Source organism: Pseudomonas peli, from assembly GCF_050563605.1.
Lineage (GTDB): Bacteria > Pseudomonadota > Gammaproteobacteria > Pseudomonadales > Pseudomonadaceae > Aquipseudomonas > Aquipseudomonas peli_A.
Genome location: NZ_JBNXUH010000003.1, coordinates 37,630 through 53,038, shown reverse-complemented (window position 1 = coordinate 53,038; position 15,409 = coordinate 37,630). Strand labels below are relative to the sequence as shown.

Annotated in this window: 12 protein-coding genes; 5 read left to right on the top strand and 7 right to left on the bottom strand. The window is 61.7% G+C overall.

Going from position 1 to position 15,409, the window contains the following annotated elements:
* The first annotated feature begins 140 nt into the window (after positions 1 to 140).
* The gene (locus ACQ4LH_RS04890) at positions 141 to 845 is read left to right on the top strand and encodes a PqiC family protein (protein ID WP_430696177.1); all 705 of its coding nucleotides are present in this window, start codon (positions 141 to 143) and stop codon (positions 843 to 845) included.
* Positions 846 to 896: 51 nt separating this feature from the next.
* Here the strand turns inward: ACQ4LH_RS04890 and ACQ4LH_RS04885 are convergent, their stop codons facing one another.
* On the bottom strand, positions 897 to 2,441 hold the full coding sequence (locus ACQ4LH_RS04885; protein WP_430696176.1) for an AhpA/YtjB family protein: 1,545 nt from the start codon (positions 2,439 to 2,441) through the stop codon (positions 897 to 899).
* A 174-nt stretch (positions 2,442 to 2,615) separates the two neighbouring features.
* Between ACQ4LH_RS04885 and serB the strand changes: the two genes are divergently transcribed.
* Positions 2,616 to 3,830 (top strand): phosphoserine phosphatase SerB, encoded by a 1,215-nt coding sequence (gene serB, locus ACQ4LH_RS04880; protein WP_090249722.1) that lies wholly within the window; start codon positions 2,616 to 2,618, stop codon positions 3,828 to 3,830.
* 52 nt (positions 3,831 to 3,882) lie between these two features.
* Here the strand turns inward: serB and ACQ4LH_RS04875 are convergent, their stop codons facing one another.
* From ACQ4LH_RS04875 to ACQ4LH_RS04855, 5 genes are all read right to left on the bottom strand, one after another.
* Positions 3,883 to 5,952 (bottom strand): EAL domain-containing protein, encoded by a 2,070-nt coding sequence (locus tag ACQ4LH_RS04875; protein WP_430696175.1) that lies wholly within the window; start codon positions 5,950 to 5,952, stop codon positions 3,883 to 3,885.
* Positions 5,953 to 6,016: 64 nt separating this feature from the next.
* Positions 6,017 to 7,822, bottom strand: coding sequence for a molecular chaperone (locus ACQ4LH_RS04870; protein WP_430696174.1), 1,806 nt, complete (start codon positions 7,820 to 7,822; stop codon positions 6,017 to 6,019).
* Positions 7,823 to 8,056: 234 nt separating this feature from the next.
* Positions 8,057 to 8,917: an archaetidylserine decarboxylase gene (gene asd, locus ACQ4LH_RS04865; RefSeq protein WP_430696173.1), complete on the bottom strand. Its 861-nt coding sequence runs from the start codon at positions 8,915 to 8,917 to the stop codon at positions 8,057 to 8,059.
* Positions 8,918 to 8,955: 38 nt separating this feature from the next.
* A complete protein-coding gene (locus ACQ4LH_RS04860; RefSeq protein WP_430696172.1) occupies positions 8,956 to 9,771 on the bottom strand; it encodes a rhodanese-like domain-containing protein in 816 nt (271 codons plus the stop codon).
* A 45-nt stretch (positions 9,772 to 9,816) separates the two neighbouring features.
* Positions 9,817 to 11,331 carry an HDOD domain-containing protein gene (locus tag ACQ4LH_RS04855; RefSeq protein WP_430696171.1) on the bottom strand — a complete coding sequence of 505 codons (1,515 nt, stop codon included), beginning with the start codon at positions 11,329 to 11,331 and terminating at the stop codon, positions 9,817 to 9,819.
* Positions 11,332 to 11,450: 119 nt separating this feature from the next.
* Here ACQ4LH_RS04855 and motA point away from each other — a divergent pair, with 119 nt between their 5' ends.
* Positions 11,451 to 12,302, top strand: a complete 852-nt coding sequence (gene motA, locus ACQ4LH_RS04850) for a flagellar motor stator protein MotA (protein ID WP_430696170.1) — start codon at positions 11,451 to 11,453, stop codon at positions 12,300 to 12,302.
* An 8-nt stretch (positions 12,303 to 12,310) separates the two neighbouring features.
* A complete protein-coding gene (motB, locus tag ACQ4LH_RS04845; protein ID WP_430696169.1) occupies positions 12,311 to 13,333 on the top strand; it encodes a flagellar motor protein MotB in 1,023 nt (340 codons plus the stop codon).
* 123 nt (positions 13,334 to 13,456) lie between these two features.
* Here the strand turns inward: motB and rsgA are convergent, their stop codons facing one another.
* Positions 13,457 to 14,488, bottom strand: a complete 1,032-nt coding sequence (gene rsgA, locus ACQ4LH_RS04840) for a small ribosomal subunit biogenesis GTPase RsgA (protein ID WP_305590497.1) — start codon at positions 14,486 to 14,488, stop codon at positions 13,457 to 13,459.
* Positions 14,489 to 14,607: 119 nt separating this feature from the next.
* Between rsgA and ACQ4LH_RS04835 the strand changes: the two genes are divergently transcribed.
* Positions 14,608 to 15,381, top strand: a complete 774-nt coding sequence (locus ACQ4LH_RS04835; protein WP_430696168.1) for a class I SAM-dependent methyltransferase — start codon at positions 14,608 to 14,610, stop codon at positions 15,379 to 15,381.
* The last annotated feature ends 28 nt before the right edge of the window (positions 15,382 to 15,409 follow it).

Genomic DNA, 15,409 nt, shown 5'->3' with positions numbered 1-15,409 from the left:
ATACATGCCGCTAGAGTGCCGCGCTGGAGTCGCGGGTGGCTTTCAAGGATGATACGCAGCCGCAGGGTGGGGCGCGCAAGCGGCCCACTGGCACCTAATTTGGTATGCACGCCGGCAACCTGGCCGGCTGGATGAGTGAGATGACTGTTCTGCGTTTTCCCGGAATTCTGCTGCTGGCCGGCGTGCTTGGCCTGGCGGGTTGTACGCGCTATCAGCAAGCGCCGCTGTACCAGCTTGATAGCGGCGATGTTCGCGTACCCGCAGCCGAGCAGGGCATTGCCGTGCTGCTTGGGCCGGTGGCGATTGCTGATTACCTGCAGCGCGAGGCGCTATTACAGCGCCAGACCGACGGTAGCCTGACCGCCGCCGAGGATGCGCGTTGGGCTGGTAGCCTGGCCGCCGATATCGATCAGCAGCTGTTGCGCCAACTGGCCTCGCGTCTGGACAGTCAGCGCCTGGTGCTGGCACCAGCCGCCGCCGGTTTTGTGCCGCAGGTGCGTCTGGGGCTGTCGATTACCCGTCTGGATTCCGGCCCGCAACGCCCAGCTGTGTTGGAAGCGCAGTGGCGGCTGACTGGTGTCGACGGCAAGCTGCTCGACGGGCGCCTGGTGCGACTTGAAGAAGCCCACAGCGGCACCATCGTCGATCAGGTGCGTGCGCAGAGTCTGGCGGTGCAGCAGTTGGTCGAGCAATTGGCCGTAGCCATCGAAACGCACGGCGCGCCTGCGCCGGTAGTGCCAGAGCCGCCGCGCAAACCCGCGCAGGTAAAGCCCGCACCGCCCACGCCGCCACGTATCCCGGTAGTTGAGCCGATGCGTGATGAAGGCGAAGTGTTCCGCTTCTAAGCGCCGCCAACAAAAAGCCCGCCAATCAGGCGGGCTTTTTGTTGGGTCGGATTAATGGTTTTCGTGCATGCGCGCCAGCTGGTGCTCCAGCAGCGATGGGTAGGGTTCCAGCAGACGTTCCACACAGCAAGCGCCTTGCGGGCTGGCGATGGCGCGAATGCGCGCGCGCTGGCTTACCAGTGGATCGTCGGCAATGCTGCGCTCGACCAGCAGCAGGTTGCGGCTGTGTTGTGACAGCGCCAGGGCATTCTGCGCCGTTTCGCTGAGCAGCAGGTCTCCCTGGCTGAGCTCGCTAAGGTTTTCACCCAGAGTCAGGCCAAGCTGCAATTGCAGGGTGATGCCGCTGTCCGCCACTTCAATCTGCAGGGCATGGCCGAGGGCGCGCATCAGCTCGCCACAGCAGATTGCGTGGGTCAGATAGTCCTCACCAATATCCAGCTGGTGGAACAGCATCAGGCTGCTGCCGTCGCTGAGGGTGTGCAGCTCGCCCTGATACAGGCTGGCCGCGCGGTCCAGACAGTCGCGGTAACGCTGCAGCAATTCCATCAGGCGCGCGCGCGGCAGGCGGCGCAGTTGCTCCTGGGCACCCAGCTGGATAGCCAGCACGGCACTGGGCTGCGGCTGCTGTATCGCTGGTGCAGGTGCTGCTACGGGCTCGTTTTCGGGCTGATCGCGCAGCTCGGAGAAGGGGTCATCCACTGCACTGCCCGCGTAATGCTCGGCGTCGGTGGTATGCAGGGGGTCTACTGGTTCGTCCTGCTCATCGAAGCGTTCGTCATGCAGGTCGCGGACTTCGAAGTCCGGCTCATCCTCGAACGACTCCGGTAGATAGTCGTCATCGTCCTGGGCGACTGGCTCGTCGTCGTAGAACGGTTCTCCCTCTTCTTCTGGCAGTGCAGGCTTCTCGGGCACCAGGCGCGCTTGCAGCTGGCGCGCCAGATCGCCGATCTCATCCTGACGACCAGCGCCAGGGGCCGGGTCATCCGGGTCGCGCAGCCATACCCGCAGCTGCAGCAGCGGGGTGGAGATATGCCGGCCCAGGCGCATGCTCAAGGATAGGGTCAGGGCCAGCAGAATCAGGCTGAGAATGCCCATGCTCTGCAGGCTGATGGTCATTGGTTGCTGAAACTGCTGCATATCCAGGCTGATGCGCAGCTGCCCGGCGATCACCTCCTGGAAGGTGATGGGCGTCGAATACAGCCCCTCGGTTTCCCCGAGCATGCTCTGGCTGGGGCGTGAGCCGGCCTCGGCGAGGATGCGGTTGTCCACGCTGTAGATGGCTGCGTGGGCCACCAGCGGGTTCTTTACCAGATTATTGAGCAGCACGTTGAGGCTGAGGATGTCGTTGGACACCAGCAGCTCGGTCGCCGAGGCGGCCGTCTGGGTAATCAGGCTGGTGCCCAGGGCTTCGGCCTGTTGCTGCATAGCGTGCTTGAACTGCATGCCAATCACCCAGCCATAGATCACCAGGGCCAGGGCCACCAGCAACAGGCTATGGCTGACAATGCGCAGCGCCAGGGGTATGCGCCGTTGGCGCAGGGCCTGGAACAGCAGCAGGAAGAAATTATCGGGCTTTACGGGGGCGGGCCGGTTCACAGAGCTCGGCTCATGTCGACTGTAGTTGGCGCGCAGTATAGCGGTGCCCCCGCGGTGGGCAAAGCGCCGTGCGTGGCTGTTTACCCGTGAAAATGGGTAGAATGTGCGCCTTTTCCACGGCTTGTGACCCGTTCAGCAAGCCGCTGCCCCTGACGCTGTACTGGAGACCGAGCCTTGCGCGAAATCGTCCTGATCAATATCACCGGCGAAGATCGCCCCGGTTTGACTGCCGCCATCACTGGTGTGCTGGCCCAGGGCGGGGTGAATATCCTCGATATTGGCCAGGCGGTGATCCATGACACCCTGTCGTTCGGCATCCTGGTGGAAATCCCGGATACCGAGCGCGCCTCCTCGGTGCTCAAGGACATTCTCTTCACCGCCTACAAGCTTGATCAGCAGGTGCGCTTCACTCCTGTCTCTGAGGCGGATTACCAGCAGTGGGTCAGTGGTCAGGGTAAGGCTCGGCATATCGTCACCCTGCTGACGCGCAAGGTCACGGCCGAGCAACTGCAGCGCGTCAGTGCAATTACCGCGCGTTATGACCTGAATATTGACCATATCGACCGTCTTTCCGGGCGCATGCCGCTGGATATGCCGGCCGAGCAGGGCAAGGGCTGCATTGAGTTCTCGGTGCGGGGCGAGCCGGCCGACCCAGCCGCCTTACGTGCCGAGTTCCTTAGCGTGGCGCAGGAATTGAACGTTGATATCGCCTTCCAGCGCGATTCGCTGTTCCGCCGTAATCGCCGCCTGGCGGTGTTCGACATGGATTCGACACTGATCGAGGCTGAGGTGATCGACGAGCTGGCCAAGGCTGCTGGCGTCGGTGAGCAAGTGTCGGAAATTACCGAGCGCGCGATGCGCGGCGAGCTGGATTTTGCTGCCAGCTTTCGCGAGCGCCTGGCGCTGCTCAAGGGGCTGCCGGAAACCGTACTGGCCGATATCGGCGCCTCGCTGCGCCTGACCGAAGGCGCCGAGACACTGTTCAGCGAGCTGCGCCGCCTGGGTTACAAGACCGCGATCCTCTCTGGTGGTTTTACTTACTTTGCCAAGCAGCTGCAGGCCAAGCTGGGTATCGACTATGTGTTTGCCAACGAACTGCAGATCGTCGATGGCCTGGTCACCGGTGTGGCGGTCGAGCCGATTGTCGATGCCCAGCGCAAAGCTGATCTGCTGCGCGAACTGGCGGCCAAGGAAGGCTTGCGCCTGGAGCAGACCATCGCCGTGGGTGACGGCGCCAATGATCTGCCCATGCTGGCCATCGCGGGGCTGGGTGTGGCGTTCCGTGCCAAGCCGCTGGTCAAGCAGTCGGCCAAGCAGGCGATCTCGACCCTGGGGCTGGACGGCATCCTCTATCTGCTCGGCTTTCGCGATCGCGACGGTTTGGAGTAAATAGCAGGCAAACAAAAGCCGCCCTCGGGCGGCTTTCTTGTACCGGTACTGCTTACTCGTCGCCGGCCGAGAAGTCGTAGTCCATTGACTGGCTCGGGCCCTGCAGGTAATGCCCCTGGATATAGTTGACCCCGGCCTGCCAGAGGGTGGCCAGCACGCTGGCGCTCTCGACAAAGGGCACGATGGTCAGCTTGGCCTGGGAGTGCAGGCTGGCCAGCAGGGTTTTCAGCGCTTCCTGGTTTTCCGCCTTGCTCAGGTCCTGGGAGAAGGAGCTGTCGACTTTGACGAAGTCGATATGCAAGTGCTTCAGCGTGTTGAACGGGTTCAGCGAGCAGCCGAACTGGGTCAGTGCGGTTTTGCAGTGCAGTTCGTTGAGGCCCTGGGTGATGGCCTTGGCCTGCTTCAGGTAGGCAATCGCATCCGGTTCGCTGAACTGGAACACCAGCGAGTCAGACGGCAGGCGTGCGGCTTTCAGGGCCACGCTAAGCCACGGCAGCAGGGTCGGATCTTGCACGCTGGCAGTCGACAGGTGCACGAACAGGCGGGTGTTGTGGCCCTTGCTGCGGTGGTCGGCGAGCAGTTTGATCGAGTTGAGGATGACCCAGCGATCGATCTTCTCGGCAAGCCCGGCATCTTTCGCCGCGCTGAACAGTTCCGCCGGCGGGATTTCCTCGCCCTGCGGGCCGATCAGGCGTAGCAGCGCTTCATAGTGTTCAAAGCTGTCGCCGCGCAGGCTGATGATCGGCTGGAACAGCAGGCGGAAGCTGTTCTTTTCCAGTGCCTGTTGAATCATGGCGACTATGTTGCCGCGGCTCGCGGCAGCGGCCAACTCATCAGCCGGGTTGAATACCTTGATGGCGTTGCCGTCTCTCAGCTCGTCAGCACAGCGATGGGCGCGATCGACCACTTCCTGGGCTTTGGCGGTTTTTTCGTTAAGCCCGGCAACCCCAATCGACAGGGTGCTTTGCACGGTGCGGCCGCTGACGTCGAACAGGTGGCTTTCGACTTTTTTCAGCAGGCTGTTCAGCTGCTCGAGGGTGCTCTCCGGGTTGACGCCGGGTTGCAGTACGGCAAACACGTCATCACCAAAGCGCGCCAGTTGTGCGTCGGCACTGAAGTGCGCGCGCAGCAAATTGGCCAGATCGGTGAGAAGGATGTCGATGCCTGCCAGGCCGATATCGGCGAGTAGGCTGGCGTAGCGGTCGACGCGGATGTAGGCGAGGCTTGAGGGCTGGCCGGCATTTACCGCGCGCTCGGCGGCGCTGTCCATCAGTTCGAGGAAGTGCGTGCGGTTGAACAGACCGGTGACCAGATCCTGGCTGCTGATCTCGCGCAGCTTTTCTTCCAGTTCGGCATTACCAGTTTCGGCGCGAATCACCACCTGGATGCACGGCTCTCCATCGTAGGTGGCGGGGGAGAAGCTCATCTGCGCCGGGAAACTCTGGCCGTTGGCCTTGATGCCGGCACAGTTGAGCTCGGCGCTGCCTTCGGCACTTTGATAATTCTTCAGGAAGTCCTTGAAGCTGGACTGGTCGCTGCTGCCGATCAGGTCGATCATCGGCATGCCTTCCAGTTCGTCGGCATCTTCGTAGGCAAACAGCTCCAGATAGGCGCGGTTGGCGTAGATATGCATGCCGTCGTGCACGTAGGTGATGGCATCGACGGAGCTGTCGAGCAGCAGCTGGCAGCGTTTTTCCGCTTCGCGCAGGGCCACTTCGGAGGCGCGGCGTGCGCGGCGCTCTTCCAGATTGGCCAGCTCACGCTTGGCGACTAGTACCAGGCGTTCGTCTTCACCTTGCGGCAACGCGTCCTGAGCGCCGAGCATCAGCGCTTCGGTGACGCTGTCGGAGTCGTTGTCAGCGAGCAGTTGAATAACCGGAATGTCCTTGGCCTGGCGGCGAATCGCGCCAATCGCCTCACTCGGAGCCAGTTGTTCGCTGCTCGGCGCGCAGATCAGCAGATCCCAGCTTTGCTGCAGGGCCTCGTTGAGGTCATCGCTGGAGCTCAGACGATGCACACGGGTTGCCCGCCCGGCGTTGCGGAACAGGCTGACCAGGCGCTCGGCCTCATTCTGCGAGTCTTCGAGTATCAGTAGCCGTATGGTTTTTTTTTCAATGGCCATGGTGTGGTATCAAATCTGCGCCGAACGGGCGCGAAAAGGCGACAAAAGGGAGTGCGTCGGCAATCTACAGCGACTTCCAAAGTGAGTCAAAGTCTTCCTCCCCGCCTGGCGTGCGGCTTTTCGGCGCTGTGACAGGCTTCCCGTGCTCACTGCTGATCTGCTCGACGCCGCGGTACTCGAACTGGTTGAAGCTGCCAGTGCTGGTTTGCCGCCGGCTGAGCACCGCACGATGCTCGTTGCCGTTCAGGTTGATGCTGACCTTGTTGCCTTCCTGGAACGGTAGGCGCGCAGTGATCACGCTGGCCGGGCGCGAAATGGCGCTGATTTCCGGCAGCAGCAGGGCGCGCAGGTATTGGCTGTTCTGTTCGGCTTTGCGCACCAGCTGCAGGCCGCAGGCTTGCGCATGCGGTGCGATCAACTCAATGCCCATCTGGGTGCCGCCGCCACGGACCTGGCGAATCCAGCGCACTACGGCAATGCTCCAGCCTTGTTGCGGCAGGCCCTGTACGCCGAGCAGTTCGCCGGCCTGCAGCTGGCTGGGTACGTCCTTCGGCCACGACAGGCAGTAGCCGCCGGGGCTGATATTGACGATGGCCACTTCGTAAGTCGGATAGCTTTCTTGGCCGCTGGGCACGTTAGGTTCATTGGGCTGGTTCGGCTTGTTGTACTGAATTTCTTCGAAGGGTAGGCCGTTTTCCCACTGGTTGCTCTTCTGCGCATCGAAGGCGTTCGACCAGACATCCGGTGCCCCTGTGTTGGCCTTAAATACAGCTGCATTGGTCGTCACGGGCAGTTGCAGTACGTCGTTGAATGGACGTTTGCCGGCCAGGTAAAAATGCAGTGCGCTCATACCAATGCACAGGGTCAATGCGCCCTGGCCCTGGCTGCGCTGAAAGGTGCGCTCAGCGATATCGCCCCAGGCGGCGGCCAGGTGCTGCAGCATGTCGTGGCTGAAGCCTTCGGGGACGGTCAGGCGCGACTGAGCAATGCTCTCGGCCGGCAGCAGCAGATGTTCCTTGATGGCGTCCACCAACTGGCTTGGGTCGATGCCTACGGCGTTGTGCAGCTGGTTCTGCTGGAACAGCGAGATATAGCGGGGCGGGCCATCCAGTTGCGGGGCCATGGCGAACAGGCTGGAGGGCGCATCGCCGGCCTGCAGTGTTGCTAGTGCGCTCCAGGGTTCGAGCACTTCGGCCAGGCGGGCAATAGCGCTCTGACGCATCTGGTTGCAGCGCGCGCAGCCGAGCAGCAGAGCAACCAGATAGCTCTGTTCGGTGCTCAGGCCTTGGGTGCGCAGGGCCTGACTATCACGAATCAGGGTCTTGTGCAGGCCGCGCGCCAGGGCGATCTGGTACAGCTGATGCAACTCAAGCCAGAGCCCTTCGGGAACGGGGCAGTACAGCTGGCTAGCGCGAATCAATGGACCGCACAGGCTGTGGGTGGCGCGCTGTAGGGCGACGGCAAGCAGTTGATGGCGTTCCCGGCCCGGTTGCGCCGCCAGGCGTGCAACGATCAGCTTGTAACCGACGGCCAAGTGGTTCTGCAGGGCCTGGCAGAGGTTGGCGACCTTGCGCGGCCGCTCATCGAGAACGATGGCCTGGTTAAGGAAGTGTTTTTCCAGCTGCTTGCAGACGAAATAGATTTCAGGGCGAAGGATTTCCAGCAGTTGCAGGCGATTTTCCGAGGGTGTCAGCAGTTGATTGAGTTCGACCAGCGCCTGGTAAAGCTGGCGGGCGGTTTCACCGATATTGGCTTTGGGCAGGCCATCGACCCATTTTTTCAGATCACGAGGACTGGCTTCGCAGAATGACAGGCTTTGCTTATCCGGCGTGGTGACGCGCAGTAGCAAGTGAGAATTCTGTTTATCCATCTAAATCGGATACTCCACAGCACACGGGCAAGGCAGGTGAGTCTAGGAATTATGTTTCGACTCTAGCAGCATCTCGCGCCCCCCGCAGCCATGTCCTTGGCTGGATTGCCAAGCTGGCGCGGCACACTAATCATCTGGAAGTCATTGTTGTGACAGGTTTTCATGCCCAGAGGTTCACTCTGGGTAGGCGTCCCAGCACTGTTAGCGGGCGCTGACAGTGCTGGCTTGGCGGGGTTAGCTGCGTGGGGCGCCGAGGCGCTGACCCATCTGCACCGGGCTGTTGGCGGCCAATTCTTCGGCCCACTGCACTTGTTCCGGGCCAAACAGCACGATGGCCGTGGAGCCCAGCTTGAAGCGCCCGAGCTCTGCGCCTTTCTCCAGTACGATTGGCGCACGCGCAGCCTCATCGTAACTGAATGTTTTCAGTGTGCGTTTGGGTGGCGTGATCAGACCCGCCCATACGGTTTCGATCGAAGCCACGATCATCGCGCCGACCAGTACCACGGCCATTGGGCCGCGCTCGGTTTCAAACAGGCAGGCCACGCGCTCGTTGCGGGCAAACAGCTCGGGCACATTCTCCGCGGTGGTCTGGTTGACCGAGAACAGCCGGCCCGGCACATAAACCATCTCTTTCAGGGTGCCGGCCAGCGGCATGTGCACGCGGTGGTAGTCCTTGGGCGAGAGGTAAATGGTGGCGAAGTCACCGCCCATAAAGGCCGCAGCGCGCTGGCTGTCGCCGCCCAGCAGTTCGATCACGCTAAAGCTGTGGCCCTTGGCTTGAAATACTCGGCCTTGTTCGATCTTGCCGAGCTGGCTGACTGCGCCATCGGCGGGGCTGAGCACTGCGCCAGGCGTGCTGTCGAGCGGGCGCGCGCCGTCTTTCAGGGCGCGGGTAAAAAAGTCATTGAAGTGGGCAAAGGCCGTCAGGTCTTCGACCTGGGCTTCGCTCATGTTGACCTGGTACTGCTTGGCGAACCAGTCGATCAGGCGATTCTTGAACCAGCCGGCGCGGCATTCCGCGGCGCAGCCGATCAGGCGCGAGAGCAGGTGATGCGGCAGCAGGTACTGGATGAGGATGAACAGGCGATCTTTCATTGGCGTTCCTTAAAAGTGACTGGCGGTTTGGCGCGTGCTTAACGCTCGACCGGGGTATCCGGGTGGTTGCCCCACTCGCCCCAGGAGCCGGCGTAGGCTTTTACCCGTGGATAGCCGAGCAGCTTGGCGACCAGGTAGGTAAAGCCGGAACGGTGGTGGGTCTGGCAGTGGGTGATGATTTCTTTGTCGGCCGTGATGCCGATGCTGTTGAGCTGTGCCTGGATGTCCTGACGAATGCGCAGAGCCCGCGCTGGGTCCATGCCCGCAGTCCATTCGAAGTTGATGGCGCCGGGGATGTGCCCGGCTTTTTGCGCGAGGGCTTTTTCACCGCTGTATTCGCCTGGTGCGCGGGCATCCCAGATCGCCAGATCGGCGGCGCCCAAGCGGCTTTGCAGGTATTCGCGAGTCGCGGTCGGCGCGGCCTGCAGGTGCAGCTCTACAGCATGCGTGCCAGCATTCGGCACTGCGGTGCTGAGCTCGCGCTCCTCCGCTAGCCAGGCTGGCAGGCCGCCGTCCAGGTAGTGATAGCGTTGGTGGCCGATCACATCCAGCAGCCAGATAAAGCGTCCGGCCCAGCCGCCGCCTTCATCGTCATACACCACATACACGGCGTTGGGGTTATGCCCGAGTTCGCCGAACAGCTGTTCAAGCTGAGCCTGCTCTGGCAGCAAGCCTGGGGCTGGTGGCTGGCCAAGTTGGGTGCGCTTGGGGTCGACAAAACGGGCGCCAGGGATATGTCCGGCGGCGTAGCGGGCGCTGCTGGTCAGGTCAACCAGGATCAGCTCGGGCGCATCCAGGCGGCTGGCCAGTTGGGCCGGTTCGATCAGCAAGGGCAACTCAGCGAAGGCGGTCATGCCGGGCCTCTTTTGACGGGAAAGGGACGGATTGTAGCGGAAAGCCTAGCGCCCGCGGTTGGCAAAGCTGGCCAGGGCGCGCTCAATGCATTGCACGGTTTTGCCGAAGCCCTGCACGCTGGCATCGCTCAGCGCTCGACCGTTCTGGTCGGCGAAGATCAGCATGACTACGCGATTATTGCTGGCGATCGAGCGAATCAGCAGGTGCTCGCTGGGGAACAGGCTTTTCAGTGCGCCGGGCAGCATGGCGGAAAACTGCGCGATATTGGCCGGGCTCAGTTTTAGCTGCGCCGGTGCGCTGAGTAGGCGGCGCAGCACTTGGCTTTGCTGTGGGTCAAGGCTGAGGCTGGCGGCGGCTTTGTCCAGGCCGCTCTGTTGCTGGGCGATCAGGCGTGTGTGGTTGCGGTCGGCCAGCAGGATCAGTACACGCTGCATGCCGCAGGCCTGGAGCGCCTGATTGGCGCAGGCGGTGAGCTGCAGCACGTTGGTGAACGCGCTGGGTTGGGCGAGCAGTTGCGCGCATTGCTGGCGCCATTCGCTGACGACGGCGGGTTTGGGCTGTTCGACTGTGATTTGCAGGTGCCGCGCCTGCCACGGCCAGAGCAAGGCTTCGGCCGGGTGCCAGAGGTCGGTGCCAGGCAGTTGGCGGGCGCTGCTCACAGCGTTCTGGTGCAGCAACTGCTGCAGGTTATCGAGCGGCAGTTGCAGGAATAAACCGGTCAGACGCTGCCAGCGCAGGCTGTGCGGACTGTTCCAGGCATAGTGCGCGGAAAGCGCCAGGCCGTTGGCCAGCAGAATGCTATTGGCCGGCTGGGTCAGCCAGCGGCGCAGATTACTGTCGGCGTCGAGAACTTGTTGCTGATGCAGGGGATGTTCATTGTCGCGGGCGATATGCAGCGCCTTGACCAGCAGGCGGCGGTCGCTGACCAGCAGGCGATAGCCCTGGGTGACCCATTCCGGCAAGTGCCACTGCTCGCTCAGGGCCAGGCACAGTTTGAGTAACGGTACGCCCAGCAGCTCCTTTTCGACCTTGGCTGCCGCCTCACCCTTGACCAGCACCCGCTGCTCCCACACCTCGAATAGCTCGGGATGGGCTGCAAGCAGGGTCCAGATCGGCGCGAGAAACAACAGGCTGCCCCAGTGCACTTCCTGCCACAGTCGCGCCAGACGGCCGGCAAACAGCCCGTTGGCCTGGTGGCTGGCATGCTGGCTGATCAGTTGAATTTGCCGCAGGGCTTTGGGCAGTTCCTGCTCAGGCAGGGCGGGCAGGGCATTAAGCAGGTCTTCGGTGCGTTTGATGCCTAGGCGGCTGATGGCGGCTTCGAGGCTTTCGGTTTGCTCGCTGAGCCCACTGCTCTTGCGGTTTGCTTCGCGCAAGACGCTGAGCGCCAGCGCTGGGCAGCCCTGCATCAAGTCCGCCAGCTCGCGCATCGAGCGATTGCTGTCCGCCAGGGCGCGCCGCAGCTTTTGCTGACTGTCGATGGAAGCGGGCAATAGCTGGCTGTCCAGCTGCTTGAGCCAGTCGGTCAGGGTGCGCGGATAGTGGACGGGCTTTGGCATGCGGGTTGAGACAAGCTGGCTTTTGACCTTAACTGGCTATAGTCTCGCGCAAAACTTCCGATAAATAGAAGGGTTGTTTTGCAAAGCCCCTTTCTACCCTCTCTGGCAAGTCTCTTTCTATGGCAAAAATCATCGGCATCATTGTTGTATTCGCCAGCGTATTGGGCGGTTTTATCCTTTCCGGTGGCCAGTTTATGGCGTTGGTGCATCCCTTCGAGGTGATGATCATCGGTGGTGCGGCGCTGGGGGCTTTCCTCCAGGCCAACCCGGGTAGCGCTTTCATGCACGTGTTCAAGAAGTCGCTGAGCATGTTCAGCTCGCGCTTCACCCATGCTTACTACCTCGATGTGCTCAAGCTGCTTTACGAGATTCTCAACAAGAGCCGCCGCGAAGGCATGATGGCCATCGAAGCCGACGTCGAAGACCCTGCCGCCAGCCCGATTTTCAGCAAGTACCCCGGCATCCTCAAAGATCAGCAGATGACCTCTTTCATCTGCGATTACCTGCGCATCATGTCCTCCGGCAACATGGCTCCGCATGAGCTCGAAGGCCTGTTCGACATGGAAATCGCCAGCCTTAAGGAAGAACTCGATCACCCAGCGCATGCCGTGGCCAAGGTGGCCGACGGTATGCCGGCCATGGGTATTGTGGCGGCGGTACTGGGCATCGTGATCACCATGTCGATTCTCGCCGAGGCAGACAACGCGGAGATCGGCCAGAAGGTTGGTACCGCGCTGGTGGGTACCTTCCTCGGGATTCTGGCTTCCTACGGCTTCTTCGGCCCGTTGTCCGGTGCGCTGGAGCACGACGCCAAGGAAGAGTTGAACGTCTATGAGGCGATCAAGGCCGGTCTGGTGGCTTCGGCCTCGGGCATGCCGCCATCGCTGGCTGTGGAATTTTCCCGCAAGGTGCTGTTCCCTGCGCACCGTCCGAGCTTTACCGAGCTTGAACAGGCCATGCGTGGGGGCTAAGGCATAGCATGGAAAACAACCAGCCGATTATCGTTAAGCGGGTCAAAAAGGTTGCTGGCGGCCATCACGGTGGTGCCTGGAAAATCGCCTTTGCTGACTTTGCCACGGCGATGATGGCGTTCTTTCTGGTGATGTGGCTGATGTCGTCGGCCACGCCAGAGCAGAAGAAGTTGATTTCCGGTTATTTCCAGGACCCCGTGGGCTTCTCGGAAAGTGCCAGTCCTCATGTGATTGACTTGGGTGGTACGCCGACACCATCGCCTGATCGCACCCTCAACGATGAGCCGCAGGAAGAGCAGTCCCCGGCCGAAGATGCGCAGGCGGACGTGGATAAGTTGCAGGCCGAGTCGATAGCCGAAGAAGTCGAGCGCGAGCGGCTGGAGTTGTTGCTGCAGGAGTTGCAGAACAAGGTCGAGGAAAATCCTCAGCTGCAGAACTTCAAGGATCAGATCCTCTTCGAAATCACCCAGGACGGTCTGCGTATCCAGATCATGGATGCCGAGAACCGGCCGATGTTTGCTTCGGGCAGTGCGCGTCTGCAACCGTATTTTGAAGACATCCTGCTGGCCATGACCGATACCATCGCCGCAGTGCCGAACAAGATCAGCGTCAGCGGCCATACCGACGCTCAGCCCTTTGTCGGCCGTGGTGGCTATGGCAACTGGGAGCTGTCCGCCGATCGCGCTAATGCGGCGCGGCGTGTATTGATTGCTGGTGGCTATGACGATGAGCAGGTCGCTCGGGTGGTGGGCTACGCGTCCTCGGCGTTGTTTGACCGGGAGAATCCGCTCAATCCGGTCAACCGGCGCATCGATATCGTGGTGCTGACGAAGAAAGCCCAGCGCGCCATCGAGGGTGAGCAGAGTGATGGGGCCGCAGGCGATGCGCCTGCTGACCCTGCTGCGGCGCCTATTGCACCGGATGCGGCAGTGCCCGTCGCCCCCGGTGAGCCGCTGCCCGATGGGCAGTTACGCGAGCGCTTGAATATCTTCGAGGAAGGCGTGCTGGAGTTCGATCAGCCCGCTGAGTAAGCGGCAATCGCCAGCCAAAGGCCGCGACTTGTCGCGGCCTTTTTTGTTGATGGCCTGCCATCCCTGGCGGCCACCCTGCGGGCCGTCGCAGCGCGACGTTAAAAATCGCTCCCGACGATTTTTTCAGTACTCGGCTTCTGGCAGGCTCGCCAGGATTTGCCGGTAACTGGCCATGCGCTGTGGGTGCAGGCGACCGTCTTCCAGGGCCTTAAGGAGAGCGCAGCCCGGCTCACGATCGTGTTTGCAGTCGCGAAAGCGGCATTGTCCGATCAGCTCGCTAAACTCGATGAAGCCAGCTTCGACGTCATCACGGCTGACATGTACCAAGCCGAATTCGCGAATGCCGGGTGAGTCAATCAGCTCGCCGCCGCCTGGAAAGTGAAACAGCCGTGCGGTCGTCGTGGTGTGAGTGCCTAGGCCGGACTGCTCCGAAAGCGGCCCAACGCGGGTGTCGACATCGGGTAGCAGGCTGTTCACCAGCGAGGATTTACCCACGCCGGATTGCCCTACAAACACACTGATATGCCCGTCAAGCTGCTGCTTGAGCTGCTCCATGCCATCACCCTGATGCGCAGATACCTCGAGCAGCTGATAACCCAGCTGGCGGTAAACGCTGAGCATGGCGTTGAGTGCCACGCCATTTTGCTCATCAATCAGGTCGGCTTTGTTCAACAGCAACAGCGGGCGGATACCCGCATGCTCAGCCGCCACCAGGTAACGGTCGATCAGGTTGGCGTGGGGCTCGGGCAGCGGCGCGAAGACGATCACGATCAGGTCGACGTTGGCTGCTACCGGCTTGAGCTGGCCACGGGTGTCCGGGCGGCAGAGTTCGGTGCTGCGTGGCAGTTGCGCGACGATTACGCCAATGCCCTGGTTGCCAGCGCGCCACACCACCTGGTCACCGGTGACCATGGTCGGCAGGTTGGCGCGCAGGTGGCAACGGAATACCTGGCCGGCCAATTCGCCATCCAGTGCTTCAACTTCGATCTGCACGCCGAAGTGAGCAATGACCAGGCCGGTCTGTTCCGGGCCGAGGTCACCGCCTTCAAGAATCTGTACAGCCTGCGACTCGCGTTTGGCGGCGCGGGCGGCACGCTCGCCCTGGATTTTTTCGATACGCCAGTTTTGCCGGCGGTTGAGTTGGCGTTTGGCCATGGGTCTTCCGAGAGTTGAATTGCGCAATAAACGGTCGCGAGTCTAGCACGGGCTGCCTATTGAGCTGCTGGCACGGCTAAACTGCGGCGCATCATTGGTCGGACGGTTCAGGAGTCTGCATGCTGCGCGTTGTCCGGCAATACCCGGCGTTGCGGGCCTTGTCTGCCCAGGTAGGCGCGACTTTGCTGGTCGGCCTGGCGCTGTATCTGACGGCTCAGCTGTCACCCTGGCGACCGACCTTATTGGCCGCCGGCTTGCTGCAAGGTTTGCTGGCTGCCACTCTGGCGCGCTACCTGGGGTTGTCACGCTGGTGGTGCGGATTGAACCTGCTGTTCGTCCCGGCCTTGCTGTTGGCCGGTGGCGCGCCACTGCCGTCCTGGGTGTTTCTCGGTGGGTTTGTCCTGCTGTTGCTGCTCAACTGGAACAGCTTTGGCGAGCGGGTGCCTCTGTACCTGACTGCTGCCGGTACGCGTCAGCATCTGCGTGCGGTGCTTGACCAGCAGCCCGCGGAGTTTCGCTTTATCGACCTGGGTTGCGGCCCGGCCGGCACGTTGCTGAGTTTGGCCCGCCACTACCCGCAGGCGCAGTTTGTTGGGGTGGAAACCGCGCCGTTGTCATTTGCTATCGCCTGGTTGCGTGCCTTGCCTCAGCGCAACTGTCAGATTCGCTATGAAAACCTCTGGCGCACCGACCTGACGCACTTTGATGTGGTGTATTGCTTTCTGTCTCCAGCGCCGATGCCTGAACTGTGGGCCAAAGCCTGTGCGCAAATGCCCGCCGGTAGCCTGTTTATCAGTAATACCTTTGAGGTGCCGGGGCAGCCGGCGGATCAGCAGATCGAGTTGCACGATTGGCGTAAGTCACGCCTGTTCGTGTGGCGCATGCGCGGCTGATTTATTCGTTAAACTGTCGGCCTTAGCC

Coding starts and splice junctions, on each gene's coding strand:
- ACQ4LH_RS04890 (WP_430696177.1), top strand. CDS start 141: ATGACTGTTCTGCGTTTTCCCGGAATTCTGCTGCTGGCCGGCGTGCTT.
- ACQ4LH_RS04875 (WP_430696175.1), bottom strand. CDS start 5,952: ATGGCCATTGAAAAAAAAACCATACGGCTACTGATACTCGAAGACTCG.
- ACQ4LH_RS04870 (WP_430696174.1), bottom strand. CDS start 7,822: ATGGATAAACAGAATTCTCACTTGCTACTGCGCGTCACCACGCCGGAT.
- asd (WP_430696173.1), bottom strand. CDS start 8,917: ATGAAAGATCGCCTGTTCATCCTCATCCAGTACCTGCTGCCGCATCAC.
- ACQ4LH_RS04860 (WP_430696172.1), bottom strand. CDS start 9,771: ATGACCGCCTTCGCTGAGTTGCCCTTGCTGATCGAACCGGCCCAACTG.
- ACQ4LH_RS04855 (WP_430696171.1), bottom strand. CDS start 11,331: ATGCCAAAGCCCGTCCACTATCCGCGCACCCTGACCGACTGGCTCAAG.
- motA (WP_430696170.1), top strand. CDS start 11,451: ATGGCAAAAATCATCGGCATCATTGTTGTATTCGCCAGCGTATTGGGC.
- motB (WP_430696169.1), top strand. CDS start 12,311: ATGGAAAACAACCAGCCGATTATCGTTAAGCGGGTCAAAAAGGTTGCT.
- rsgA (WP_305590497.1), bottom strand. CDS start 14,488: ATGGCCAAACGCCAACTCAACCGCCGGCAAAACTGGCGTATCGAAAAA.
- ACQ4LH_RS04835 (WP_430696168.1), top strand. CDS start 14,608: ATGCTGCGCGTTGTCCGGCAATACCCGGCGTTGCGGGCCTTGTCTGCC.